Origin of the sequence: Streptomyces radicis (assembly GCF_003626575.1) — a bacterium.
Taxonomy (GTDB): Bacteria; Actinomycetota; Actinomycetes; order Streptomycetales; family Streptomycetaceae; genus Streptomyces; species Streptomyces radicis.
Map to the genome: position 1 here is coordinate 5,124 of NZ_RBDY01000031.1, position 26,578 is coordinate 31,701.

The 26,578-nt window shown below is 74.9% G+C and carries 1 protein-coding gene; it reads right to left on the bottom strand.

Going from position 1 to position 26,578, the window contains the following annotated elements:
* Positions 1-26,577 (bottom strand): type I polyketide synthase, encoded by a 26,577-nt coding sequence (locus tag D7318_RS26995; RefSeq protein ID WP_220729825.1) that lies wholly within the window; start codon positions 26,575-26,577, stop codon positions 1-3.
* Position 26,578 lies beyond the last annotated feature (1 nt).

The following is a 26,578-nucleotide window of genomic DNA, read 5'->3' on the forward strand; positions in this document are numbered from 1 at the left end:
TCACTGTGTCTTTCCGAACTCTTCGTGGATGATGTCGAAGATCTCGTCCGCCGTGGCGTCCGCGATGCTCCGGTCCGTGCCGGTCTGTCCGGTCCACCGGTTGATGAGGGACCGCAACTGGGCGACGGTCTCGGCGCGTTCGTCCTCGGTGGCCGCCGCCATCGCCGCCGCGAGCCGGTCGATGTCCGTGCCGTCGCCCGTTCCGCTGTCCTGGGTGGTCTCCGGGGTCAGCTCGGTCGTCAGGTGGCGGGCGAGGGCCGTGGGGCTGGGGTGGTCGAAGACGAGGGTGGTCGGCAGGCGCAGCCCCGTGGCGGCGCCGAGCCGGTTGCGCAGCTCGACGGCGGTGAGGGAGTCGAAGCCCAATTCCATGAATCCGCGGGCGGGTTCGACGCGGTCGGCGGTGTCGTGGCCGAGGGCGGCGGCGGCCTGGCCGCGGACGAGGTCGAGCAGGGTCTGGACGCGGTCCGCCTCGGTGAGCGCGGCGAGGCGGGCGCGCAGGTCGTCCGCGTCGGCGGCGGGCTCGGCCGTGGCCGGGGTGGGCGGGGCGACGTCGTCGAGGAGGGGCCTGGGCCTGGCCGCGGTGTAGGCGGGGGCGAACAGGTCCCAGTCGACGTCGGCCACGGTGACGGTGGTGTCGCCGCGGTCGAGGGCGCGTCCGAGTGCGGTGACGGCCAGGTGGGGGTCGAGGGCGGGCAGGCCGCGGCGGCGCAGCTCGTGGGCTCCGGCGTCGGCCATGCCGCCTTCGGCCCAGGGTCCCCAGGCGACGGAGGTGGCGGTGAGGCCGCGGGCGCGGCGTTGCTCGGCGAGCGCGTCGAGGTAGGCGTTGGCGGCGGCGTAGGCGCCCTGGCCGCCGCTGCCCCACACGCCCGCGATGGAGGAGAAGAGGACGAACGCGTCCAACTCCCGTTCGCCCAGCGTCTCGTCGAGGTGGGCGGCGCCGAGGACCTTGGCGGCGATGATGCCGGTGACCTCGTCGAGCGGGGTGTCGCCGAGGGGGGATGCCTGGCCCGCGCCCGCCGCGTGGACGACGGCGGTCAGCTCTGGCAGCCCTTCGACGAGGGTGGCGACGGCGTCGCGGTCGGCGATGTCGCACGCGGTGACGGTGGCGCGGGGGCCGAGGTCGTCGGCCAGGGCGCGGGCGCCGGGGGCGTCGATGCCGCGGCGGGAGGTGAGGACGACGCGGTCGGCCCCGGTGTCGAGGAGCCAGCGGGCGACGCGGGAGCCGAGGGCGCCGGTGCCTCCGGTGACCAGGACGGTGCCGCGCGGGGTCCAGTGGCCGCGGGGCTCGTCGCCGGGGGCGTGGGTCAGGCGGCGGGCGAACGTGCCGCCCGCCCGGATGGCCACCTCGTCCTCGCGTCCGGCGAGGGCGGCGACGAGGCGTTCCCAGGCGCGCCGGTCGGGGGTGGCGGGGAGGTCGGCGAGGCCGCCGAAGCGGGTGGGGGCCTCGAGTCCGACGACGCGGCCGAAGCCCCAGGTGAGGGCCTGGTCGGGGCGGATGGCGCGGTCGGCGGGCCCTGTGGTGACGGCGCCCGAGGTGACGAGCCAGAGCGGGGCGTCGACTCCGGCGTCGCCGAGGGCCTGGGCGAGGGTGACGTTCTCGGCGAAGCCGACGCTGCCCGCGGGGTGGGCGGTGGCGTCGAGGGCCAGGAGGGAGAGGACGCCGGTGAGGGCGGTGATGCCCTCGGCCTCCTTGCCGAGGCGCAGGGCGAGGGCCTCGCGGTCGGTGCCGCCGGGTTCGACGGTGACGGCGTCGGCGCCGCTGCCCGTGAGGGCCTCGGCGGCCGCCTCGTCGGCGTCGCCCTCGCCGATGACGAGCCAGGTCCCGGCGAGCGCGGGGGCGGTGGTGTCGCCGAGGGGCTTCCATGTGACGTGGTAGCGCCAGGAGTCGGCGGTGGTGTGCTCGTCGCGCCTGCGGTGCCACGTGGACAGGGCGGGCAGGACGGTGGCCAGGGGCGCGTCGGGGGCGATGTCAAGGGTGGCGGCGAGGGAGGCGAGGTCGCCGCGTTCCACCGTCTCCCAGAAGCCGGTGTCCTCGGGGCGCGCTCCTGCCATGGCCGTGGGTGCGGCGGGGGTCAGCCAGAAGCGTTCGCGCTGGAAGGCGTAGGTGGGCAGGGGGGCGGTGCGGCCCGGGGTGAGGGGGCGCCAGTCAACGGGGACGCCGTTGATGTGCAGCGCCGCGAGGCCGGTGAGCAGGGTCTCGACCTCGGGCCTGTCGCGGCGCTGGAGCGGCAGGAACCCTCCGGTGGCCGACAGGGCGGCGTCGGGGCCGATCTCGGCGAAGGTGGTGACGCCTGCCTCGGTCAACTCCTCGACCGTGTCGTGGAATCGGACCGTGTCGCGGACGTGCCGGACCCAGTGGTCGGCGTCCACGGTCTCGGGCTGCCCGGCGACCGGGATGCGCGCCGGGTGGTAGGTCAACGTCTCGGCGACCGCGCGGAACGCCTCCAGCATCGGGTCCATCAGGTGGGAGTGGAACGCGTGGCTGACGGTGAGCCGCTTGTGCTTCCACAGCGGGGCGAGGGTGAGGACGGCGTCCTCGTCGCCGGAGAGGACGACGGCGTCGGGGCCGTTGACCGCCGCCAGGTCAATCCCTTCGATCAGCAGCGGCAGCACCTCGGACTCGGGGGCCTGGACCGCGACCATGGCGCCGCCGGGTGGCAGGGTCTGCATGAGGCGGCCCCGGGCGGCGACCAGGGTGCAGGCGTCCTCGAGGGACATCACCCCGGCGACATGGGCGGCGGCGATCTCACCGATGGAGTGTCCGGCGACGGAGTCCGGGTGGACGCCCAGGGATTCGAGCAGCCGGAAGAGCGCGACCTCGAAGGCGAACAGTCCCGCCTGGGCGTAGACCGTGGTGGTGAGGGCGTCGGGGTCGTCGGCGATGACCTCGGCGAGCGGCCGGTCGAGCGCGGTGTCCAGGTGGGCGCAGCAGGCGTCGAACGCCTCCGCGAACACCGGGAACACCTCGTACAACTCGCGGCCCATGCCCGGTCGTTGGCTGCCCTGCCCGGTGAAGAGGAACGCGGTGCGGCCCTCGCGGTCGGCGGTGCCGGTGAGCACGCCGGCGCGGGTGCGGCCTGTGGCGATCGCTTCGAGGCCGCGCAGGAGTTCGTCGCGGTCGGTGGCGATGACGGCGGCGCGGTGGTCGTGGGTGGCGCGCGTGGCGGCGGCGGAGTGGGCGATGTCGTTGAGGTCCCATCCGTCGGTGGCCGCGAGGTGGGCGCGCAGGCGGGCGGCCTGGGCGCGGAGGGCGGCGGCGCCGTGGCCCGAGACCAGCAGCGGAACGGCGGGGAGCGGCGTCGCCTCGGGTGAGGGTGCCAACTCCTGGGCGTCGGGGGCCTGTTCGATGACGGTGTGGGCGTTGGTGCCGCTGACGCCGAAGGCGGAGACGGCGGCGCGGCGCGGTCCTTCGGTGGTCCAGGGGCGGGCCTCGGTCAGCAGCTTGACGGCTCCGGCGGACCAGTCCACGTGGGTGGTGGGCTCGTCGGCGTGGAGGGTCATGGGCAGGGTCGCGTGGCGCATGGCCATGACCATCTTGATGATCCCGGCGACGCCCGCGGCGGCCTGGGTGTGGCCGATGTTGGACTTGATCGACCCCAGCCACAGCGGCCGTCGGTCGTCGCGGTCCTGGCCGTAGGTGGCGAGGAGGGCCTGGGCCTCGATGGGGTCGCCCAGGGTCGTCCCGGTGCCATGGGCCTCGACGGCGTCGATGTCGGCGGTGGTCAGCCCGGCGTCGGCCAACGCGGCGCGGATGACGCGCTGTTGGGCCGGGCCGTTGGGGGCGGTGAGGCCGTTGGACGCGCCGTCCTGGTTGACGGCCGAGCCGCGGACGATCGCCAGGACGCGGTGGCCGTCGCGCCGGGCGTCGGAGAGGCGTTGGATGAGGAGGATGCCCACGCCCTCGCCCCACCCCGTGCCGTCCGCGTGGTCGGAGAACGACTTGCAGCGGCCGTCCTCGGCCAGGCCGCGCTGGCGGGAGAACTCGGTGAACACGGCCGGGCTTGCCATGACGCTCACGCCGCCGACCAGGGCCAGGGAGCACTCGCCGCGGGCGAGGGACTGGGCGGCGTAGTGGAGGGCGACCAGGGAGGAGGAGCAGGCGGTGTCGACGGTGACGGCGGGGCCTTCGAGGCCGAGGGTGTAGGAGACGCGGCCCGAGGCGACGGCGGTGGCGCTGCCGGTGAGGAAGTAGCCCTCGGTGCCGTCGGGGGCGTCGGCGGGTGCGACGCCGTAGCCGGAGGGGGAGGCGCCGACGAAGACGCCGGTCTGGCTGCCGCGCAGGGTGGTGGGGTCGATCCCGGCGCTCTCCAGGGCCTCCCATGAGGCTTCGAGCAGGAGCCGCTGCTGGGGGTCCATGGCGAGGGCCTCGCGGGGGTTGATCCCGAAGAACGCGGCGTCGAACTCGGCGGCGTCGTGCAGGAATCCGCCCTCGGCGGTCACCGAGGAGCCCGCGGCGTCGGCGCCCGCGTCGTAGAGGGTGGCCAGGTCCCAGCCGCGGTCGGCGGGGAAGCCGGTGATGGCGTCGGTGCCGTCGGCGGTGAGCCGCCACAGGTCCTCGGGGGAACGGACGCCGCCGGGGAAGCGGCAGCTCATGCCGACGATGACGATCGGGTCGTCGGCTTCAGCGGTCCTGGCCGTGGGTCCGGCCGTGGCGGCCCGGGTGGTCGACTCGGGCTCGTCGCCGAGGAGTTGACTGCCGAGCAGGGTGGCGAGGGCCTGGGCCGTCGGGTGGTCGAAGACCAGGGTGGTCGGCAGGGTCAGCCCGGTGGCGGCCTGGAGCCGCTGCCGCAGCTCGACGGCGGTGAGGGAGTCGAAGCCCAGCTCGCGCAGCGGGCGGGTGGCGGTGACGGCCTGGGTGGAGCGGTGGCCGAGAACGGCGGCCGCCTCGGTGCGGACGAGATCGAGCAGCCGTCGGGCGCGCTCCGTGGGGGCCAACGGCGCGAGGGCGTGCGCCAGTTCGGGTGCGGCGCCGTCCATGGTGCCGTCGGCGGCGGAGAGTTCGCGGACCTCGGGGAGGTCGGCGATCAGCGGGCGGGGCCGCGCGGCGGCGAACGACGGGGCGAAGCGCGCCCAGTCGACGTCGGCGACGGTCAGGCAGGTGTGGTCCTCGTCCAGGGCGCGGCGCAGCGCGGCGACGGCGGTGTCGGACGCGAGGGCGGGCAGGCCGCGGCGGCGCAGCAGGTCCTCGGCCTCGTCGGTGGCCGCCATCCCGGCCTCGGCCCAGGGTCCCCAGGCGATCGAGGTGGCGGTGAGGCCGCGGGCGCGGCGGCTCTCGGCGAGGCCGTCGAGGTAGGCGTTGGCGGCGGCGTAGGCGCTCTGCCCGCCGCTGCCCCACACGCCCGCGATGGAGGAGAACAGGACGAACGCGTCCAACTCCCGTTCGCCCAGCGCCTCGTCGAGGTGGGCGGCGCCGAGGACCTTGGCGGCCATGGTCCCGGCCAGGGCCGCCGTGTCGCTCTCCGCGAGCGGCCTGGTGTCGGCGGCGCCCGCGGCGTGGACGACGGCGGTCAGGTCGGGCAGCCCCTCGACGAGCGAGGTGACGGCGGCGCGGTCGGCGACGTCGCAGCGGGCGACGGTGACCCGGGTGCCGAGCTCGGCGGAGAGGGCGTCGGCGTCGCCGCCGGAGCGGCTGGCCAGCACCAGGTGCCCGGCCCCGGCCTCGGCGAGCCAGCGGGCGACCCGCTTGCCCAGGGCTCCGGTGCCTCCGGTGACCAGAACGGTGCCGTGCGGGGTCCACGGGCGGGTGACGCGGGTGAGCGGCTGGTGCGCCAGCCTGCGCATGAACACCCCGGAGGCGCGGATGGCGAGCTGGTCCTCGCCCGTGGCACCGAGCGCGGTGGCGAGGCGGGCCGCGGCCCGCTCGTCGGGCCGCTCGGGCAGGTCGATCAACCCACCCCAGCGGTCGGGGAGTTCGAGGCCGATGACGCGGCCGAGGCCCCAGACCGCCGTGGCGTCGGGGGCGGTGACGCGGTCGGCGCGCCCGGTGGCGACGGCGCCGCTGGTGGCGATCCACACGGGGGCGGTGATCCCCGCGCCGCCCAGGGCGCGCAGGGCGGCGGCGGTGGCCAGGGTCGCGTGGCGCGGGTCGTGGTGCCGCCCGAGCGCCAGCAGCGACAGCACGCCGGTGATCGCCGGCCCTTCGGTCAGCTCGCCGATGCGGTCGGCGGTGACGGCGCGGGCGCCGGGCAGCGTCTCGAGCGCCGACGTCGCCCACGGGTGCGGGGTGGTGGGGACGACGACGAGCCAGGTGCCGTGGAGGGCGGCGGCGTTGCCGTTGAACGGCTTCCATTCGACGCGGTAGCGCCACGCCTCGTGGGCGGCCTCATGGCGTTGCCGCTCGCGCCAGGCGTTGACGGCGGTCAACGCGGTGTCGTCGAGGGCGAGTTCGCCGTTGTCGACGGCGTTCCAGAAGCGGGAGTCGTCGTCGGTGGCGGTGCCGGTGCGCTCGGGCCAGTAGCGGGTGCGCTGGAACGGGTAGGTGGGCAGCTCGACGCGCCGGGCGCCCGGGGTGAGCGAGGCCCAGTCAACGGGGGTGCCGGTGACATGGAGCCGCGCGAGGGCGGTGAGCAGCGCCTCGGGCTCGGGCCTGTCCTTCCGCAGCGCGGGGACGCCCTCGACCAGGGCGGAGAGAACGCCGTCGGGGCCGATCTCGAGGAAGGTGCCCACGCCGTCGGAGCGCAGCGACTCGACCGCGTCGTGGAAGCGGACGGCGTCGCGAACATGCCGCACCCAGTACTCGGCGTCGACGGTCTCCGGCTGGCCCGCGATGGGGAGTTGGGCCGGGTGAGAGGTCAACGTCTCGGCGACCGTGCGGAATTCGTCCAGCATCGGGTCCATCAGGTGCGAGTGGAACGCGTGGCTGACCGCGAGGCGCTTGTGCTTCCAGCGCTGGGCCAGGGCCAGCACGGCGTCCTCGTCGCCCGAAAGGACAACGGAGTCGGGGCCGTTGACCGCCGCCACCTCCACACCCTCGGCCAGCAGCGGAAGCACCTCCGCCTCCGGGGCCCGGACGGCGACCATCGCGCCGCCCTCGGGCAGCGCGCCCATCAGGCGGCCGCGCGCCGCGACCAACGTGCACGCGTCATCCAGCGACAGCACACCCGCGACATGGGCGGCGGCGATCTCGCCGATCGAGTGACCCGCGAGGAACTCCGGCCTGACGCCCCAGGATTCGACCAGCCGGAAGAGAGCGATCTCGACCGCGAACAGGGCCACCTGCGTGTACTCGGTCCGGTTGAGCAGGTCCGCGTCCTCGCCGAACACCACATCGCGCACCGGGAGTTCGAAGCGCTCGCACACCGCGTCGAACGCCTCCGCGTACACCGGGAACGCCCCGTACAACTCCCGGCCCATCCCGAGCCGTTGACTCCCCTGGCCCGAGAACAGGAACGCGAGGCGGCCGTCCGCGGCCTCCCCGGTGAGGGGCCCGCCGCGGCCCTCGGCGAGGGCGGCCAGGGCCTCCCTGGCGTCTTCGGTGTCGCGGGCGAGGACGACCGCCCGGTGGCTGAGGGCGGAGCGGGTGGTGGCGAGGGAGTGGGCGAGGTCGCCCAGGTCGGCGTCGAGGGCGTGCAGGAGCCCGGCGGCCTGGGCGGCGAGCGCCCTGGGGCTCGCCGCGGACAGCGGGAGCGGGATGACCGGCGGCGGCGCGGGCCGTTCGACCGGCGCGGGCCCGGCCGGGTACGCGGGGGCCTCGCCGAGGATGACATGGGCGTTGGTGCCGCTCATGCCGAACGACGACACGCCCGCCCGGCGCGGCCCCTCCGAGGCCCACGCGCGGGACTCGGACAGCAGCTCGACCGCGCCGTGCGACCAGTCGACGTGCGGGGTGGGCTCGTCGGCGTGCAGGGTCTTCGGGAGGACGCCATGGCGCATGGCCATGACCATCTTGATGATCCCGGCGACGCCGGCGGCGGCCTGGGTGTGGCCGATGTTGGACTTGATCGACCCCAGCCACAGCGGACGCCCTTCGGAGCGGTCGCGGCCATAGGTGGCGAGCAGCGCCTGCGCCTCGATGGGGTCGCCGAGGCGGGTCCCTGTGCCATGGGCCTCGACGGCGTCGACATCGGCGGGGGCAAGCCCGGCGCTGGCCAACGCGGCGCGGATGACGCGCTGTTGGGAGGGGCCGTTGGGGGCGGTGAGGCCGTTGGACGCGCCGTCCTGGTTGACGGCCGAGCCGTGGACCACGGCCAGGACGGGGTGGCCGTTGCGGCGGGCGTCGGAGAGGCGTTCGACGACGAGCAGGCCGACGCCCTCACCCCACCCCGTGCCGTCCGCGTCGGCGCCGAACGCCTTGCAGCGGCCGTCCTCGGCCAGGCCGCGCTGCCGGGAGAACTCGATGAACGCGGCCGGGCTGGTCATCACGGTGACGCCACCGGCGAGCGCCATCGAGCACTCGCCCTGGCGCAGCGCCTGGGCGGCCAGGTGGAGGGCGACGAGCGAGGACGAGCAGGCGGTGTCGACGGTGACGGCCGGGCCTTCGAGGGCGAACGTGTAGGCCAGGCGGCCCGAGATGACGCTCGCGGCCGTGCCGGTGCCCGCGTAGCCCTCGGTGCTCTCCTTGGCGTTCATCAGCACGGCGCCGTAGTCCTGGCCGTTGGAGCCGATGAACACGCCGGTGCCGCTGCCGCGCAGGGCGGCCGGGTCGATCCCGGCGCGTTCGAAGACCTCCCATGTGGTCTCCAGGAGGAGCCGCTGCTGCGGGTCGAGCGCCAGGGCCTCGCGCGGGGAGATCCCGAAGAAGTCGGCGTCGAAGTCGCCGACCGCGTCGAGGAACGCGCCCGCCCGGGTGGCGATCGTGCCCTCGCGGCCGCCCTCGGCGTCGAAGGTGACATTCCAGCCGCGGTCCTCGGGCAGCGGGCCGACGGCGTCGGCGCCGGAGGCGAGCAGCTCCCACAGGTCCTCGGGGCTGCTGACGCCGCCGGGGAAGCGGCAGCTCATGGCGACGATGGCGATCGGCTCGTCGGTGAACGCGCCGGGGCCCGAGGGCGTGGCGACGGCGGTCTCGCCGACCAGCTCGGCGTCGAGATAGGCGGCGAGCGCGCCGGGCGTCGGGTGGTCGAACACCAGCGTGGTCGGCAGGCGCAGGTCGGTGGCCCCGGCGAGGGCGTTGCGCAGCTCGACGGCGGTCAGCGAGTCGAAGCCGAGGTCGCTGAAGACGCGGTCGGGGGCGATGGCGTCCGAGCCGTCGTGGCCGAGGACGAGCGCGACCTGGGCGCGGACGAGGTCGAGGAGAGCGCGTTCCCGTTCCGCGGCGTTCATGGTGGCGAAGCGCCGGGCGGCGGCGTCGGCGGGTGCGATGGCCGCGGCGGCCTCGGGCACGGCGTCGAACAGCCGGACGGGGCGGGCGGCGGCGAACTCCGCGGCGAACCGTTCCCACTCGATGTCCACGACGGCGACCGCCGTGTCGTCCAGGTCAAGGGCCCGTCGCAGCGCGGTCATCGCCAGCTCGGGCGGCATCGCGCGGACGCCGCCGCGGCGCAGCTTGGCGCCCACGGCGTCGGCCATGCCGCCCTGGGCCCAGGGCCCGAACGCCACGGAGGTGGCGGGCAGTCCGGCCTCGCGGCGGAGCTGGGCGAGGGCGTCGAGGTAGGCGTTGGCTGCGGCGTAGTTGCCCTGGCCCGAGCTGCCGAAGACGCCTGCGGTGGAGGAGAACAGGACGAACGCGGCGAGGTCGCGGTCCTCGGTGAGCTGATGGAGGTTCAGCGCGGAGCGGACCTTGGCGCGGAAGACGGTCTCGAAGCGCTCGGGGGTGAGCGCCTCGACCACGCCGTCGTCGAGGACGCCCGCGGTGTGGAACACGGCGGTCAGGTCGGGCAGTTCGCCGAGCAGGGCGGCGAGCGCCTCGCGGTCGGCGACGTCGCACGCGGCGACGGTGACCCGGGCGCCCGACGCACGCAGCGCGTCGGCGAGTTCGGGCGCGCCGGGCGCGTGCTCGCCCCTGCGGCTGGTCAGCACCAGGTGCTCGGCCCCCGCGCCCGCGAGCCAGCGGGCCACATGGCCGCCGAGCGCCCCGGTGCCGCCCGTGATGAGGACGGTGCCGGTGGGGGTCCAACGCTCCCCCGGTTCCGTGGACTTGGCGCGGACCATGCGGCGGGCCCACGTTCCGCCGGGGCGGATCGCGAGCTGGTCCTCGCCGTCGGCGCGGCTGAGCGCGGCGGCCAGGCGGTCGATCTCGGGCTCGCCGATCTCGGCGGGCAGGTCGATCAAGCCGCCCCAGCGGTCCGGCTGTTCGAGGGCGGCGACGCGGCCGAGGCCCCAGACGGCGGCCTGGGCGGGGTCGGCGTTCTCCGCGCTGGCGGCCTCGCGGGTCACGCACCACAGGGGGGCGTCGCCGGTGTCGCGCAGGGCGGCGGCGGTCGCGGCCAGGCCCGCGGTGATGCCGCTGCTCGACTGGGTGGTGTCAAGGGCGAGCAGGGAGAGGACGCCGGTGAGGTCGCCGCCGGGGACGGCGGGGGCGTCGGGGTCGGTGGTCAGGTCGGCGCCGCGGGCGCGCAGGCCCTCGATGATCGCGTCGGCCAGCTCGGTGTGGTGCTCGGGGCGGAGGACGAGCCAGCGGCCCGTGAGGGCCGGGGCGGGCGTCTCGGCGAGCGGCGTCCAGTCGATGCGGTAACGCCACGCGTCGGTCGCGGACGTGTGCCGCCTGCGCTCGCGCCAGTCGTGGAGGGCGGGCAGCACGGGCTCGAGGAGGTCGGCGAGGTCGCCGCTCTCGGCGGCCTCCCAGAACGCGGCGTCGTCGCCGACCGGGGCCAACTCGGGCCAGTACCGCTGGCGTTGGAAGGCATAGGTGGGCAGGTCAACGCGTCGGGCGCCCGTTCCGGCGTAGAACGACTCCCAGTCCACCTCGATGCCGTGGACATGGAGGGTCGCGAGGGCGGTGAGCAGCGCGTCGGCGTCGGTGCGGCTCTTGCGGAGGGTGGGGATGCCGTCGGTCAGGGCGGAGAGCACGCCGTCGGGGCCGATCTCCAAGAACGTGTCCACGCCCTCGGCCCGCAGCGACTCGACCGCGTCATGGAAACGGACCGCGTCGCGGACATGCCGCACCCAGTACGCGGCGTCAACGGCCTCCGGCTGGCCAGCGATGGGCAGGTGGGCCGGGTGGTATGTCAACGACTCGGCCACCGACCGGAATTCCTCCAGCATCGGATCCATCAGGTGCGAGTGGAACGCGTGGCTCACCGTGAGCCGCTTGTGCTTCCACCGCCCGGCGACGGCGAGCACGGCGTCCTCGTCACCCGAAAGCACCACGGAGTCCGGGCCGTTGACCGCCGCCACGTCCACCCCCTCGACCAGCAGCGGCAGCACCTCGGACTCGGGCGCCTGCACCGCCACCATCGCACCGCCCTCGGGCAGCGCACCCATCAGACGACCACGCGCCGCCACCAACGTGCACGCGTCATCCAGCGACAGCACCCCGGCAACGTGCGCGGCCGCGATCTCACCGATCGAATGACCGGCCAGGAACTCCGGCCTGACGCCCCACGACTCGACCAGGCGATGGAGAGCCACCTCCACCGCGAACAACGCCACCTGCGTGAACTCCGTCCGGTTCAGCGCCTCCGCGTCATCCCCGAACACCACATCCCGCAACGGCCGTTCAAGAAGCCCGTCCAGCCGCGCACACACCGCGTCGAACGCGTCAGCGAACACCGGGAACACATCGTAGAGCTCACGCCCCATCCCGAGCCGCTGACTCCCCTGCCCCGAGAACACCAACGCCAGACGCCGCGTGGTCCTTGCCTCGCCGACGATGGCGCCGCCGTTGAGGACGGTGGTCAGGCCGTGGCGCAGGGCGGTCGCGTCGGCGGCGAGCACCACCGCGCGGTGGTCGAGGGCGGCGCGGGTGGTGGCCGCGGAGTACGCCAGGTCGAGCGGGGTGTGGCCCGACTCGGCCAGCCGTGCCGCCTGGGCGCGCAGGGCGTCGCGGCTCCGCGCGGAGATGGGGAGCGGAAGCAGCGGCAGGGTGAACTCGGCCGGTGCGCCGGTGAGTTCGGGCATCGGCTCGTCGGGCGCCTGCTCGATGATGGCGTGGGCGTTGGTGCCGCTCATGCCGAACGACGAGACGCCCGCGCGGCGCGGCCCTTCCGTGTCCCACTCCCTGGTCTCGGTCAGCAGCTCGACGGCGCCGGTCGACCAGTCGACGTGCGGGGACGGCTCGTCGACATGCAGGGTGGGGGGCAGGACGCCATGGCGGACGGCCATGACCATCTTGATGACCCCGGCGACGCCAGCGGCGGCCTGGGTGTGGCCGATGTTGGACTTCACCGAGCCCAGCCACAGCGGACGCCCTTCGGAGCGGTCCTGGCCATAGGTGGCGAGCAGCGCCTGGGCCTCGATGGGGTCGCCCAGGGTCGTTCCCGTGCCATGGGCCTCGACGGCGCCGACGTCGGCGGGCGTGAGACCGGCGCTGTCGAGTGCGGCGCGGATGACGCGCTGCTGGGAGGGGCCGTTGGGCGCGGTGAGGCCGTTGGACGCGCCGTCGGAGTTGACGGCGGAGCCGCTGAGGACGGCGAGGACGGGGTGGCCGTTGCGGCGGGCGTCGGAGAGGCGTTCGACGACGAGCAGGCCGACGCCCTCGCCCCACGCGGTGCCGTCCGCCTCGGCGGCGAACGCCTTGCAGCGGCCGTCGGCGGCCAGGCCGCCCTGCTTGCTGAACTCGACGAACGCGACGGGGCTCGACATCACCGTGACGCCGCCCGCCAGGGCGAGGGAGCACTCGCCCTGGCGCAGCGCCTGGGCGGCCCAGTGGAGGGCGACGAGCGAGGACGAGCAGGCGGTGTCGACGGTGACGGCGGGGCCTTCGAGGCCGAAGGTGTAGGCGAGGCGGCCTGAGACCACGGCGGCGGCGTTGCCGGTGCCGAGGAAGCCGCCGACGTCGTCGGTCGAGCGCTGGAGCAGCGTCACATAGTCCTGGCCGTTGGTGCCGACGAAGACGCCGGTCGCGCTGCCGCGCAGGGCGGCCGGGTCGATCCCGGTGCGTTCGAACGCCTCCCACGCCGTTTCGAGGAGGAGCCGCTGCTGGGGGTCCATGGCGACCGCCTCGCGGGGGCTGATCCCGAAGAACGCCGGGTCGAACTGGTCAGCGTCGTGCAGGAACGCGCCCTCGCGGGTGGTGACGGAGGCCAGCTCGTCCCAGCCGCGGTTCTCGGGGAAGCCGCTGGTGGTGTCGGTGCCGTCGAGCAGGAGCCGCCACAGGTCATCGGGCGAGGCGACGCCGCCGGGGAAGCGGCAGGCCATGCCGACGATGGCGATCGGGTCGTCGTCGGTGACGGGGGCGGTGGTGCCGCCGGGGGTGGCCCGGGTGTGGGCGGTGGCGGTGTCGCGGAGGAACGCGGCGAGCGCCTTGGGGGTCGGGTGGTCGAAGACAAGGGTGGCGGGGAGGGTGCGGCCCGTGGCGGCGCCGAGGCGGTTGCGGAGCTCGACGGCGGTGAGGGAGTCGAAGCCCAGGTCGTTGAACGCGCGTTCGGGATCGATGGATTCGGGGCCGCCGTGGGCCAGGACGAGGGCGACCTGGGTGCGGACGAGCTGGAGGACTTCCTGCTCGGTCAGGGCGTCCGCGCGGGCCGGTTCGGCGGTGGGCGGTGCGGCGTTCGGGTCCTGGGTGGCGGGGTCGGCGGGGGCGAGCCCGGCGACCAGGGGGTTGGGGCGGGCGGCACTGAACTCGGGCAGGGTCCTGGCCCAGTCCATGGCGGCGACGGCGACGACGGTGTCCTGGTGGTCGAGCGCCTGCTGGAGCGCGGCGATCGCGAGGTCGGGCGCCATGAGGGGGACGCCGCCGCGCCGGACGCGTTCGGCCGCGGCCTTGCCTTCGGCCATGCCGCCGTCCCAGGCGCCCCAGGCGACGGAGGTGGCGGGCAGGCCATCGTCGCGGCGCCGCACGGCGAGGGCGTCCAAGTACGCGTTGGCGGCTGCGTAGTTGCCCTGGCCCGCGTTGCCCATCATCCCGGCGAGGGAGGAGAACAGGACGAACGCGGAGAGGTCACGGTCGCGGGTCAGCTCGTCGAGGTGGAGGGCGGAGCGGACCTTGGCGCGGAAGACCGTGGCGAACCGGTCGGTGGTGAGGGAGTCGAGCACGCCGTCGTCGAGGACGCCCGCGGTGTGGAAGACGGCGTCGACGGGGTGGATCTCGAGGAGCGCGGCGAGGGCGTCGCGGTCGGCGACGTCGCAGGCGAGCACGGTGACGCGGGCGCCGAGGGCGGTCAGCTCGTCGCGCAGCTCGGCCGCGCCTGGCGCGTCGAGGCCGCGGCGGCTGGTGAGCAGCAGGTGCTCGGCGCCGCGGGCGGCGAGCCAGCGGGCGGTGTGGGCGCCGAGGGCGCCGGTGCCGCCGGTGACCAGGGTGGTGCCGGAGGGGCGCCAGTCCTGGGCGGGCGCCGCGTCGCCGATGGGGGCGCGGGAGAGCCTGCGCAGGAAGACGCCGGAGGGGCGGATGGCGGCCTGGTCCTCGCCCGAGGTGCCGGAGAGCACGCCGCCGAGGCGGGTGGCGGCGCGGCTGTCGAGGTCGGTGGGCAGGTCGATCAACCCGCCCCAGCGCCGGGGCTGTTCGAGGCCGATCACCTGGCCGAGGCCCCAGACGGCGGCCTGGTCGGCGTCGGTGGCGCGCTCGGCGCGGGTGGCGGCGACGGCGCCGCGGGTGGCGACCCACAGGGGTGCGTCGACGCCCGCCGCGCCCAGGGCGCGGACGAGGGCGGCGGTGGCGGCGACGGGGTGGGGGACGTAGGAGCCGCCGGGCAGCGGGTCGGGGTCGAGGGCGAGGAGGGAGAGAACGCCGGACAGCCGCGTGGGCAGGGTGGTGGGAACGATGGCGTCGGGGCCGTCAACCCGTGTGACCGTGGCGCCGCAGCGCGCCAACGCCTCCTCGACATCGGGGTGTTGGGCGCCGACAAGCAGCCACGTGCCGGTGAGGACGGGTGAGGTGACGCCGGTGGCGGGCTTCCAGGTGACGCGGTAGCGCCAGGAGTCCAGGGTCGACTCGGTGCGGCGCTTCCTGCGCCAGGAGGCCAGGGCGGGGAGCACGCCGCCGAGCTGCTCGTCGGTGGTGTCGAGGGTCTCGGCGAGCGCTTCGAGGTCCTCGCGGTCGACGGCCTCCCAGAAGCGGGCCTCGATGACGTCGCCGGTGAGGGGCTGGTCGTCGTCGAGGGGTGCGGCGGGCCAGTAGCGGCGGCGCTGGAAGGGGTAGGTGGGCAGGTCGACGCGGCGGGCGCCGGTGCCGTGGAAGAGGGCGGCCCAGTCGGGGGTGACGCCGCGGGTGTGGAGGGTGGCGAGCGCGCCGATCAGGGTCTCGGTCTCCGGCCTGTCCCTGCGGAGGGCGGGGATGCCGTCGGCCAGGGCGGACAGGACGCCGTCGGGGCCGATCTCCAGGGCGGTGGTGACGCCTTGGGCGGCGAGCCACTCGGTGGCGTCGTGGAAGCGGACGGCCTCGCGGACGTGGCGGACCCAGTACGCGGCGTCGGTCAGGGCGGGCTGGCCCGCGATCGGGATGCGGGCGCGGCCATAGGTGAGGGTCTCGGCGACGGCGCGGAAGGCGTCGAGCATGGGGTCCATGAGGTGGGAGTGGAACGCGTGGCTGGTCGCGAGCCGCTTGTGCTTCCAGCGCTTGGCCAGGGCCAGCACGGCGTCCTCGTCGCCCGAAAGGACCACGGAGTCGGGGCCGTTGACCGCCGCCACCTCCACACCCTCGACGAGCAGCGGCAGCACCTCGGACTCCGGCGCCTGGACCGCCACCATCGCGCCACCCTCGGGCAGCGCCCCCATCAGGCGGCCGCGCGCGGCGACCAGCGTGCACGCGTCGTCGAGCGACAACACGCCCGCGACATGGGCGGCGGCGATCTCGCCGATCGAGTGACCCGCCAGGAAGTCCGGCGTGATCCCCCACGACTCCACCAGCCGGAACAGCGCGACCTCGACCGCGAACAGCCCGGCCTGCGTGTACTCGGTGCGGTTCAGCGTGTCGGCGTCATCCCCGAACACCACGTCCCTGACCGGGAGTTCGAAGCGCTCGCACACCGCCTCGAAGGCCTCCGCGTACACCGGGAACGCCTCGTACAACTCCCGTCCCATGCCCAGGCGTTGGCTGCCCTGACCGGTGAAGAGGAACGCCAGGGAGCCGGTGGTGCGGACGGTGCCGCGCGCCACGGAGGGCGACTCGGCGCCGGTGGCGATGGCATTGAGCCCTTCGGCGATGTCCTGGCCGGGGCCCGCGACCACGACGGCCCGGTGCTCGTGGGCGGCGCGGCCCGTGGCCAGGGAGTAGGCCAGGTCGAGCGGCTCGTGGTCGAACTCCCGCAGTCGGCGGGCCTGTTCGCGCAGCGCGGCGTCGTCGCGCGCGGAGAGCACGACGGGCAGGACCGGCAGGGGGAGCGGCCCGCGCGGGGCGGGCGGCTCGGCGGCCGGGGCCTCCTCGATGATGGCGTGGGCGTTGGTGCCGCTGATGCCGAAGGACGACACCCCGGCGCGGCGCGGGCGGTCCTCGGGCCCCCAGGGGCGGGCCTCGGTCAGCAGCTCGACCGCCCCGGCGGACCAATCGACGTGCGGGGTGGGCTCGTTGACGTGGAGGGTGCGCGGCAGCAGGCCGTGCTGGAGGGAGAGCACCATCTTCAGCACGCCCGCGATGCCGGAGGCGGCGAGCGTGTGGCCGATGTTGGACTTCAACGCGCCGAGCCAGAGCGGGCGTTCGGGGTCGCGGTCGCGGCCGTAGGTGGCGAGGACGGCCTGGGCCTCGATGGGGTCGCCGAGGCGCGTTCCCGTGCCATGGGCCTCGACGGCGTCGATGTCGGAGGGGGCGAGCCCGGCGTTGGCCAACGCGGCGCGGATGACGCGCTGTTGGGCCGGGCCATTGGGGGCGGTCAGGCCGTTGGACGCGCCGTCCTGGTTGACGGCGGAGCCGCGCAGCAGGGCGAGCACGGGGTGGCCGTTGCGCCGGGCGTCGGAGAGGCGTTCGACGATGACGATGCCGACGCCCTCCGCGAATCCTGTGCCGTCGGCGTCCGCGTCGAACGCCTTGCAGCGGCCGTCCTCGGCCAGGCCGCGCTGGCGGCTGAACTCCACGAGCCCGGCCGGTCCCGACAGGATGGTGACGCCGCCCGCGAGGGCCAGGGAGCACTCGCCCTGGCGCAGGGACTGCGCGGCGAGGTGGAGGGCCAGCAGGGACGAGGAGCAGGCGGTGTCGACGGTCATGGCGGGGCCTTCGAGGCCCAGGGTGTAGGCGACGCGGCCCGACAGCACGCTCGAGGTGTTGCCGGTGAGGAGGTAGCCCTCGGCGTCGCCGGGGTTGCGTTCGAGCAGGCCGCTGTAGGTCTCGCCGGTGTTGCCGATGAACACGCCGGAGCGGCTGCCGCGCAGGGTGCTCGGGTCGATGCCCGCGCGTTCGACGGCCTCCCAGCAGACCTCGAGGAGGAGCCGCTGCTGGGGGTCGATGGCGAGCGCCTCGCGGGGGCTGATGCCGAAGAACTCGGAGTCGAACTCCGTCGCAGCGCGGAGGAATCCGCCCTCGCGCGTATAGGTGGTGCCCGCGGCGTCGGGGTCGGCGTCGTAGAGGGCGTCCAGGTCCCAGCCGCGGTCGTCGGGGAAGCCGCCGACGGCGTCGCGGCCCGAGACCAGCAGGTCCCACAGCTGTTCGGGGGCCTCGATGCCGCCGGGGAAGCGGCAGCCGAGGGAGACGATCGCGATCGGGTCGTCGTGGTCGGTAGCGACGGCGAGGGCGGCCGACGCGTCGGCGGCGGCGGGCGCGGCGTCGGCCGGGCCGCCGATCAGCTCGCGCAGGTATCCGGCGAGCGCGGTGGGCGTCGGGTAGTCGAAGACCAGGGTGGCGGGCAGGCGCAGACCGGTGGTGGAGCTGAGCCGGTTGCGGATCTCGACGGCGGTGAGGGAGTCGAAGCCCAGGTCGCGGAACGGGCGGCCCGGCTCGACGGCGTCGACCGACGCGTAGCCGAGGACGGCCGCGGCCTGGCCGCGCACGAGGTCGAGCAGGGCGCGGGCCCTTTCGGCCTCGGTGAGTCCGGCGAACCTGGCCTCGAGCGAGGTGGGTTCGGGCAGGGACCTGATCTCGGCGAGGTCGCTGAGCAGGGCGCTGCGCCGGGCGGCGGCGAAGCTCGGGTAGAACGTCTCCCAGCGGATGTCGGCGACGGCGACGAAGGTGTCGTCGGCCTCGATCGCCTGGCGGAGGGCGGAGATCGCCAGGTCGGGGTTCATGGTGGGGACGCCCTGCTGCTCGAGGCGCTCCCCCACGGCGCCGTCGGCCGGGCCGCCGCCGCCCCACGGGCCCCATGCGACGGAGGTGGCCGTGAGCCCGTCGGCGCGGCGCTGCTCGGCGAGGGCGTCCACGTAGGCGTTGGCGGCCGCGTAGTTGGCCTGGCCGCCGTTGCCGAGGGTGCCAGCGGCGGAGGAGAACAGCACGAACGCGGCCAGGTCGCGGTCCCGCGTCAGCTCGTCCAGGTGCCTTGCGGCCTCGACCTTGGGGGCGAGGACGCGGTCGAGGCGGGCGGGGTCCATGACGTCGAGCACGCCGTCGTCGAGGACGACCGCGGCGTGAATGACGGCGGTGAGGTCGGGCAGCCCGCCGAGGAGCGCGGCGAGGGCGTCGCGGTCGGCGGCGTCGCACGCCGCGATGGTGGCCTCGGCTCCCAACGCGCGGATGTCGTCGGCGAGTTCGGCGGCGCCGGGGGCGTCGGGTCCGCGGCGGCTGGTGAGGACGACGTGGGAGGCGCCGTTCTCGGCGAGCCAGCGGCCGATGCGGCTGCCGACCGCGCCGGTGCCGCCGGTCACCAGGACCGTGCCCGAGGGCGCCCAGTCGCGGGTGCGGCGGGCGGCCGCGCGGGTGAGACGCCGCGCGTACACGCCGTCGGGGCGGATGGCCACCTGGTCCTCGTTGCCGAGGCCGCCGGAGATGGCGGTGGCGAGGCGGGCGAGGGCGCGGTCGTCCAGGGCCTCGGGGAGGTCGACCAGGCCGCCCCACAGCTCGGGCTGCTCCTGGGCGGCGACCCGGCCAAGGCCCCACAGCTCGGCCTGGGTTGGGCTGGTGAGGCGTTCGCCGTCCACGCTGACGGCGCCGCGCGTGGCCACCCACAGGGGGGTGGTGAGCCCGGCGTCGCCGAGGGCCTGGACGAGCGCGACGGTGTGGGCGAGGCCATGGGTGAGGGACCGGTGGCCGTGGAGCGGGCGTTCGTCGGCCCCGGCCAGGGAGAGCACGCCGGTGAGGGCGTGGCCCTCGGCGGCCTCGGCGGCCTCGGTGAGCCGGGCGGCGAGGACGGCGCGGTCGGCGTCGGCGGGGTCGAGCTCCAGGGTGAGCGTGCCGGGCAGGGGGTTGTCGACGCCGGGGGCGGTGACGACGAGCCAGGTGCCGGTGAGCTCGGATGGCGCGGTGGCGACGGGCTTCCAGGTGATCCGGTAGCGCCAGGAGTCGGCGACCGAGGCGTTCCTGCGGGCCTCGCGCCAGCTGGTGAGGGCGCGCAACGCGTCGTCGCCCAGGGCGAGTTCCCCGTTGTCGATGGCCTGCCAGAACTCGGTGTCCAGGGCGGGCTCGACGTCGAGCCAGTAGCGCTGGCGTTGGAACGGGTAGGTCGGCAGGTCGACATGGCCACCCTCGAGGCCCCATCGCACGGGAACGCCATGGGCGTGCGCCTCGCCGAGCGACAGCAGCAGACGGCGGACGCCGCCCTCGTCACGGCGCAGCGTGCCCACGGTGACCGCGTCATCGACCGTCGCCTCGATGGCGGAGCCGAGGAGGAGGTGGGCGGAGACCTCGATGAAGACGCTGTGCCCGGCTGCGGCGAGCGCGCGGGTGGCGGCCTCGAACTCCACCGGCTCCCGCATGTTCCGATACCAGTACCCCGTGTCCAGCCCGGCCGTGTCCAGCAGCCCACCGGTCACCGTCGAGTAGAACGGGACGCTGCCCGAACGCGGCGCGACAGGCGCGAGATCGGACAACAGACGCTCCCGCAGCGGCTCCACCTGGGCGGAGTGGCCGGCCGTGTCGATGCCCTTGATGCGGCGGGCGCGCACCCCCTCGGCGGTCAGGGTCTCCACCAGCTCGTCCAACGCCACCGGATCACCGGCGACGGCACAGGCGCCGGGGCTGTTCACCGCGGCGATGGACAGCACATCACCCCAACGGACCAGCCGCTCCCGCACCACATCCGCGGGAAGCCCGACCGACGCCATCCCGCCAAGACCCACCAGCCCGAGCCACGCCTGGGAACGCAGCGCGACCACCCGCGCCCCGTCCTCCAACGACAACCCACCCGCCACCACCGCCGCCGCGATCTCCCCCTGGGAGTGGCCCACCACCGCGGCGGGCTCCACACCGTACGAACGCCACACAGCAGCAAGCGACACCATCACCGCCCACAGCACCGGCTGCACCACATCCACCCGCGACAACAACCCCGGGTCACCCAACGCGGCATCGAAGTCCCACTCGACGAACGGCCCGAGCGCGGCCCGGCACGCCTCCATCGACTCCCTGAACACCGGTGAGACACCCAGGAGTTCGGACGCCATCCCCACCCACTGCGCCCCCTGCCCCGGAAACACGAACACCGGACGTGACGCACCCGGCACCACCCGGCCCGAGACGATGCCCTCCGCGTCGATGACGCCCCCGGCGAAGGCGTCGAGCGCCTCCGCCAGCTCGGCCGCGTCCGCGCCGACGGCCACGGCGCGCTCGTCGTGCGCGGCGCGGAACGCGGTGAGGGAGTGGGCGATGTCGCCGAGGTCGGCGCCGCTGTCCACGGTGGCCCTGAGCTGCCGCGCCTGCTCGCGCAGGGCGGCCTCGGACCTGGCCGAGAGGATCAGCGGAACGACGGTGCCGGGCGGCGTGGCGGCCGTGGCGGGCGCGTTCTCCGGCTCGGGGGCCTCCTCGAGGATGAGGTGGGCGTTGGTGCCGCTGCCGCCGAAGGCGGAGACGCCCGCCCGGCGCGGCGCGTCGCCGCGCTCCCAGGGCCGCTGCTCGGTCAGCAGCGAGACGGCGCCCGCCTCCCAGTCGACGTGCGGCGTGGGGTCATCGGCGTGGAGGGTGCGGGGCATGATGCCATGGCGCATGGCCATGACCATCTTGATGACCCCCGCGACGCCCGCGGCGGCCTGGAGGTGGCCGATGTTGGACTTCAACGAGCCGAGCCACAGCGGCCGTTGGTCGTCCCGGTCCTGGCCGTAGGTGGCGATGACGGCCTGCGCCTCGATGGGGTCGCCGAGGCGGGTGCCTGTGCCGTGCGCCTCGACGGCGTCGATGTCGGCGGTGGTCAGCCCGGAGTTGGCCAACGCGGCGCGGATGACGCGCTGTTGGGCCGGGCCATTGGGGGCGGTCAGGCCGTTGGACGCGCCGTCCTGGTTGATGGCGGAGCCGCGGACGACGGCGAGGATCCGGTGCCCGTTGCGCTGGGCGTCGGAGAGGCGTTCGAGCACGAGGACGCCCACGCCCTCGCCCCAGCCCGTGCCGTCGGCGTCGGCGCCGAAGGCGCGGCAGCGGCCGTCGGCGGAGAGGGCGCCGAGCTTGCCGAACTCCACGAACTGGTGTGGCCGCGACATGATCATCGTGCCCGCGGCCAGCGCGAGGGAGCACTCGCCCTGGCGGAGGGACTGCGCCGCGAGGTGGAGCGCGACGAGCGAGGACGAGCACGCGGTGTCGACGGTGACGGCCGGGCCTTCGAGGCCGAACGTGTAGGAGACGCGGCCCGAGACGGCGCCCGACGCGCTGCCCATGGCGAGGTGGCCCTCGGTGCCCTCGCTGGGCTGGACGAGGGTGGCGTAGTCGGATCCCGACGCGCCGACGAAGACGCCGGTCTGGCTGCCGCGCAGGGTGTCGGGGGTGAGCCCGGCGCGTTCGAACGCCTCCCACACGGTCTCGAGCAGGATCCGCTGCTGCGGGTCCATGGCGGTGGCCTCGCGCGGGGAGATCCCGAAGAACGCGGGGTCGAACGCGGCGACATCGTCGACGAACGCGCCCTCCCGCACATGCGTGGTGCCGGGCCGGTCCGGGTCGGGGTCGTAGAGGCGCGCGATGTCCCAGCCGCGGTCGTCGGGGAACTCGGTGACGGCGTCGACGCCGTCGAGGACCAGCCGCCACAGGTCCTCGGGGGACGCGACGCCGCCCGGGTAGCGGCACGTCATGCCGACGATGGCCAGCGGCTCGTCGCTCGCCACGGCGGTGGCGGCCCGCGGCGCGTCGTCGGCGGTGCCGAGCAGCTCGCCGCGCAGATGGGTGGCGAGCCCGTCGGCGGTCGGGTAGTCGAACGCCAGGGTGGCGGGCAGCCGCAGCCCGGTGGCGGCGGAGAGGCGGTTGCGCAGGTCGACGGCGGTCAGCGAGTCGAAGCCGAGCTCCTTGAACGCCCGTGCGGGCGCGACGGCTTCGGCCGAGGCGTGGCCGAGGACGGCCGCGGCCTGGGCGCGGACGACGTCGAGGACGAGTCGGTGCTGCTCGTCGGCGGGGCGGCCCGCGACGCGCCGGGCCAGCTCGGACAGCGGCTCGTCGGCGGCTCCGTCCTTGGCGTTGGCGTCGGCGTCGAGGAGGGCGACGACCTCGGGGATGTCGGCGATCAGCGGGCGGTGGCGGGCGACGGTGAAGGCGGGGAGGAACGTCTCCCAGTCGACATCGGCGACGGCGAGGAATGTCTCGTCGTGGTCGATGGCGTCCTGGAGGGCGCGCATGGCCAGGTCGGGCGCCATGGCGCGCACGCCCCGGCGGCGCAGGTTCTCCTCCGCGTCGCCGACGGAGGCGATGCCGCCCCCGGCCCAGGCGCCCCACGCGACGGAGGTGGCGGCGAGGCCCTGGGCGCGGCGCCACTCGGCGAACGCGTCGAGGTAGGCGTTGGCGGCGGCGTAGGCGCCCTGGCCGCCGCTCCCCCACACGCCCGCGTTGGACGAGAACAGCACGAACGCGTCCAGCGGGCCCGGGATCAGCTCGTGGAGGTTCCGGGTCCCGGCGACCTTGGCGGCGAGGGTGGCGGCGAAGTCGTCGGGGGTGGTGTCGGCGAGCGGCACCATGGGCGCGACGCCCGCGGTGTGGACGACGGCGGTGAGGTCGGGCACCTCGCCGAGCAGGGCGGCGAGCGCTTCGCGGTCGGCGACGTCGCACGCGGCGACGGTGACTTGGGCGCCCAACGCGCGCAGCTCGTCGGCGAGTTCGGGCGCGCCTGGCGCGTGCTCGCCCCTGCGGCTGGTCAGCACCAGGTGCTCGACCCCCGCGCCCGCGAGCCAGCGGGCGGTGTGGGCGCCGAGGGCTCCTGTGCCGCCGGTGACCAGGACGGTACCGCGAGGGCGCCATGGCGTTTCGGCCTCGCGGCCGCCCAGCGGGTCGCGCATCAGGCGGCGGGCCAGCAGCCCTGAGCCGCGCACGGCGAGCTGGTCCTCGTGGTCGATCCCGGCGAGCGCGGCCAGCGCGCGCGTCCACTCGGTCTCGCCCATGTCCTCGGGAACGTCGAGCAACCCGCCCCAGCGGTCGGGGAATTCGAGGCCGATGACGCGGCCGAGGCCCCAGACCTGGGCCTGTTCGGGCTCGGTGACGCCGAGCACGGCGCCCCGAGTGACCAGCCACAGCGGGGCGTTGACGCCGTGCCGCTCCAACGCCTGCACGAGCGCCACCGTGGCCGGGGCCGAGGCGAACAGGGAGACCACGCCGTTGACCGGCTCATCGGGCAGGGCGTCGGCGGTGCCGGTGAGGACATGCGCCCCAGCGGCGGTGAGGCGTTCGGCCCAGGCGGCGCGGTCGTCGGTGTCGTCGGAGGTGGCGTCGCCGATCAACAGCCAGGTGCCGGTGAGGGGTTGGGCGGGCCGGTCGGTGAGGGGCTTCCACTCGACGCGGTAGCGCCAGGAGTCGATGGCCGAGCGCTGCTTCCTGCTGTCGCGCCAGGCGGTGATGGCCTGGTGGGCGTCGTCGTCGAGGGCCAGCTCGCCACGTTCGACGGCGGCCCAGAGCTCGCCGTCCGCCTCGTCGGAGGCCGGAAGCACCTGGGGCCAGTAGCGCTGGCGCTGGAACGGGTAGGTGGGCAGGTCGACTTGGCGACCCTTGACGTTCCAGTCGATCGGGATGCCGTGGACAAACGCCTCACCGAGGGAGAGCAGAAGCCTTTCCATCCCGCCGTCGTTGCGGCGAAGGGTGCCAAGAACGATCGCGTCGGCGTCCTCGGCCGTCTCCCGCAGCGCGATGCCGAGAACGGGGTGGGCGGAGGTCTCGATGAACGCGCCGAAGCCATCGGCCAGTAGCGCGCGGGTGGCCTGCTCGAACCGCACCGTGTTGCGCAGATTCTCGTACCAGTACGCCGCGTCCAGACCCGCAGCGTCGAACTCCCCACCGGTCAGGGCCGAGTAGAAGGGGATGTCACCCGAACGCGGACTGATCGGGGCGAGAACGGTCAGGATCTCGTCACGCAACGACTCCACATGCGCGGAGTGCGAGGAGTAGTCGACATTGATGCGGCGGGAACGCTCAACCGTCGCAAGGACCGTCTCAAGACCCTCAGGATCACCCGACACCACAACGGAGTTGGGACCATTGACCGCCGCGACCGACACGCCCTCGGGCAGGACCACCTCATCCACCGGCAGCGGAACGGAGATCATCCCGCCCCTCCCCGCCAGCGCCACAATGGACTTGGAGCGCAGGGCGACAACGCGCGCGCCGTCTTCGAGCGACAGCGCACCCGAGACGACCGCCGCCGCGATCTCACCCTGGGAATGACCGACGACGGCGGCGGGCTCGACACCATGCGAACGCCACACCGCCGCAAGCGAGACCATCACCGCCCACAACACCGGCTGCACCACATCCACCCGGGCCAGCAACGCCTCATCGCCCAGCGCCGCCTCGAACTCCCAGTCCACAAACGGACGCAACGCCTCACCACACGCCACCATCGACCCACGGAACACCGGCGAGGCATCCCACAACCCCGACGCCATCCCCACCCACTGCGAACCCTGACCCGGAAACACAAACACCGGGCGGCCATGGGCGCTGGCGGTGCCCTGCACCACTCCGGCAGAGGGGGCACCGGCCGCCAGAGCGTCCAAACCCGCGACACCGACCGCCACCGCGCGGTGCTCGAACACCGAACGCGACAGCAGCGTCGCCGCCACATCCCGCACATCCAACGCACCCACGCGCGACACCAGTTGACCGGCCGCCGCCCGCACCGCCGCCTCCGAACGCCCCGAGAGCACCAGCGGCACAGGGCCACCGGCGGGGGCGCGTTCGGCCGGGGGTTCCTCTTCCGCCGGGGCCTGCTCGACGATGAGGTGGGCGTTCGTTCCGCTGACGCCGAACGACGACACGCCCGCGCGGCGCACCCCTTCCTTCGTCCACGCGCGGGACTCGGCGAGCGGCGTGACCGCGCCTTCCGTCCAGTCCACGTGCGAGGAGGGGGCGTCGAAGTGCATCAGCCCTGGGAGCGTGCCGTTGCGCATCGCCATGATCATGGCGATGACGCCAGCCACGCCCGCGGCGGCCTGGGTGTGGCCGATGTGGGACTTCACCGAGCCCAGCCACAGCGGCCGTTCGGCGTCCCGGTCCTGACCGTAGGTGGCGAGGAGCGCCTGGGCCTCGATCGGGTCGCCGAGGCGCGTTCCGGTGCCATGGGCCTCGACCACGTCGACGTCGGACGGCGCGAGCCCGGCCGCGGTCAACGCCTGCCGGATGACGCGCTGTTGGGCGGGGCCGCTGGGAGCGGTGAGGCCGTTGGAGGCGCCGTCCTGGTTGACGGCCGAGCCACGCAGCACCGCGAGCACGGGGTGGCCGTTGCGGCGCGCGTCGGAGAGGCGTTCGAGGACGAGCATGCCCGCGCCCTCGGAGAAGCCGGTGCCGTCGGCCGCCTCGGCGAACGGCTTGCAGCGGCCGTCGGTGGCCAGGCCGCGCTGCCGGGAGAACTCGACGAACAGCTCGGGCGTGGCCATGACGGTGACGCCGCCCGCGAGCGCCAGCGTGCACTCGCCCTGGCGCAGCGCCTGCATGGCGAGGTGCAGGGCCACGAGGGAGGAGGAGCAGGCGGTGTCGATCGTCGCGGCGGGGCCCTCGAGGCCGAGGGTGTAGGAGAGGCGGCCCGACATGGCGGCGCCCGCGGTGCCGATGGCGAGGTAGCCCTCGCCGACGTCGGGGTCGGCCTTGAGCAGCTCGCCGTAGCCGCCGCCGGTGTTGCCGACGAAGACGCCGGTGCGGGTGCCGCGCAGGGCGGCGGGGTCGAGCCCGGCGCGTTCCAGCGCCTCCCACGACGTCTCGAGGAGGAGCCGCTGCTGCGGGTCCATCGCCAGGGCCTCGCGGGGCGAGATGCCGAAGAAGGCCGGGTCGAACTCGGCGGCGTCGTGCAGGAATCCGCCCTCGCGGACATAGCTGGTGCCGGGCCGGTCGGGGTCGGGGTCATAGGGCAGGTCCCAGCCCCGGTCGGTGGGGAACGGCGTGATGAGGTCGCGGTTCTCCATGAGGGCGCGCCACAGCTCGTCGGCGGACCCGATGCCGCCGGGGAAGCGGCAGCCGATCGCGACCACGGCGACGGGCTCGCGGGCGGCGGAGGTCAGCTCGGCGTTCTCCCGACGCAGCCGCTCGGTCTCCTTGAGCGACGCGCGGAGGGCCTGGACAACCTGCTCCTGAGATGTAGCCACT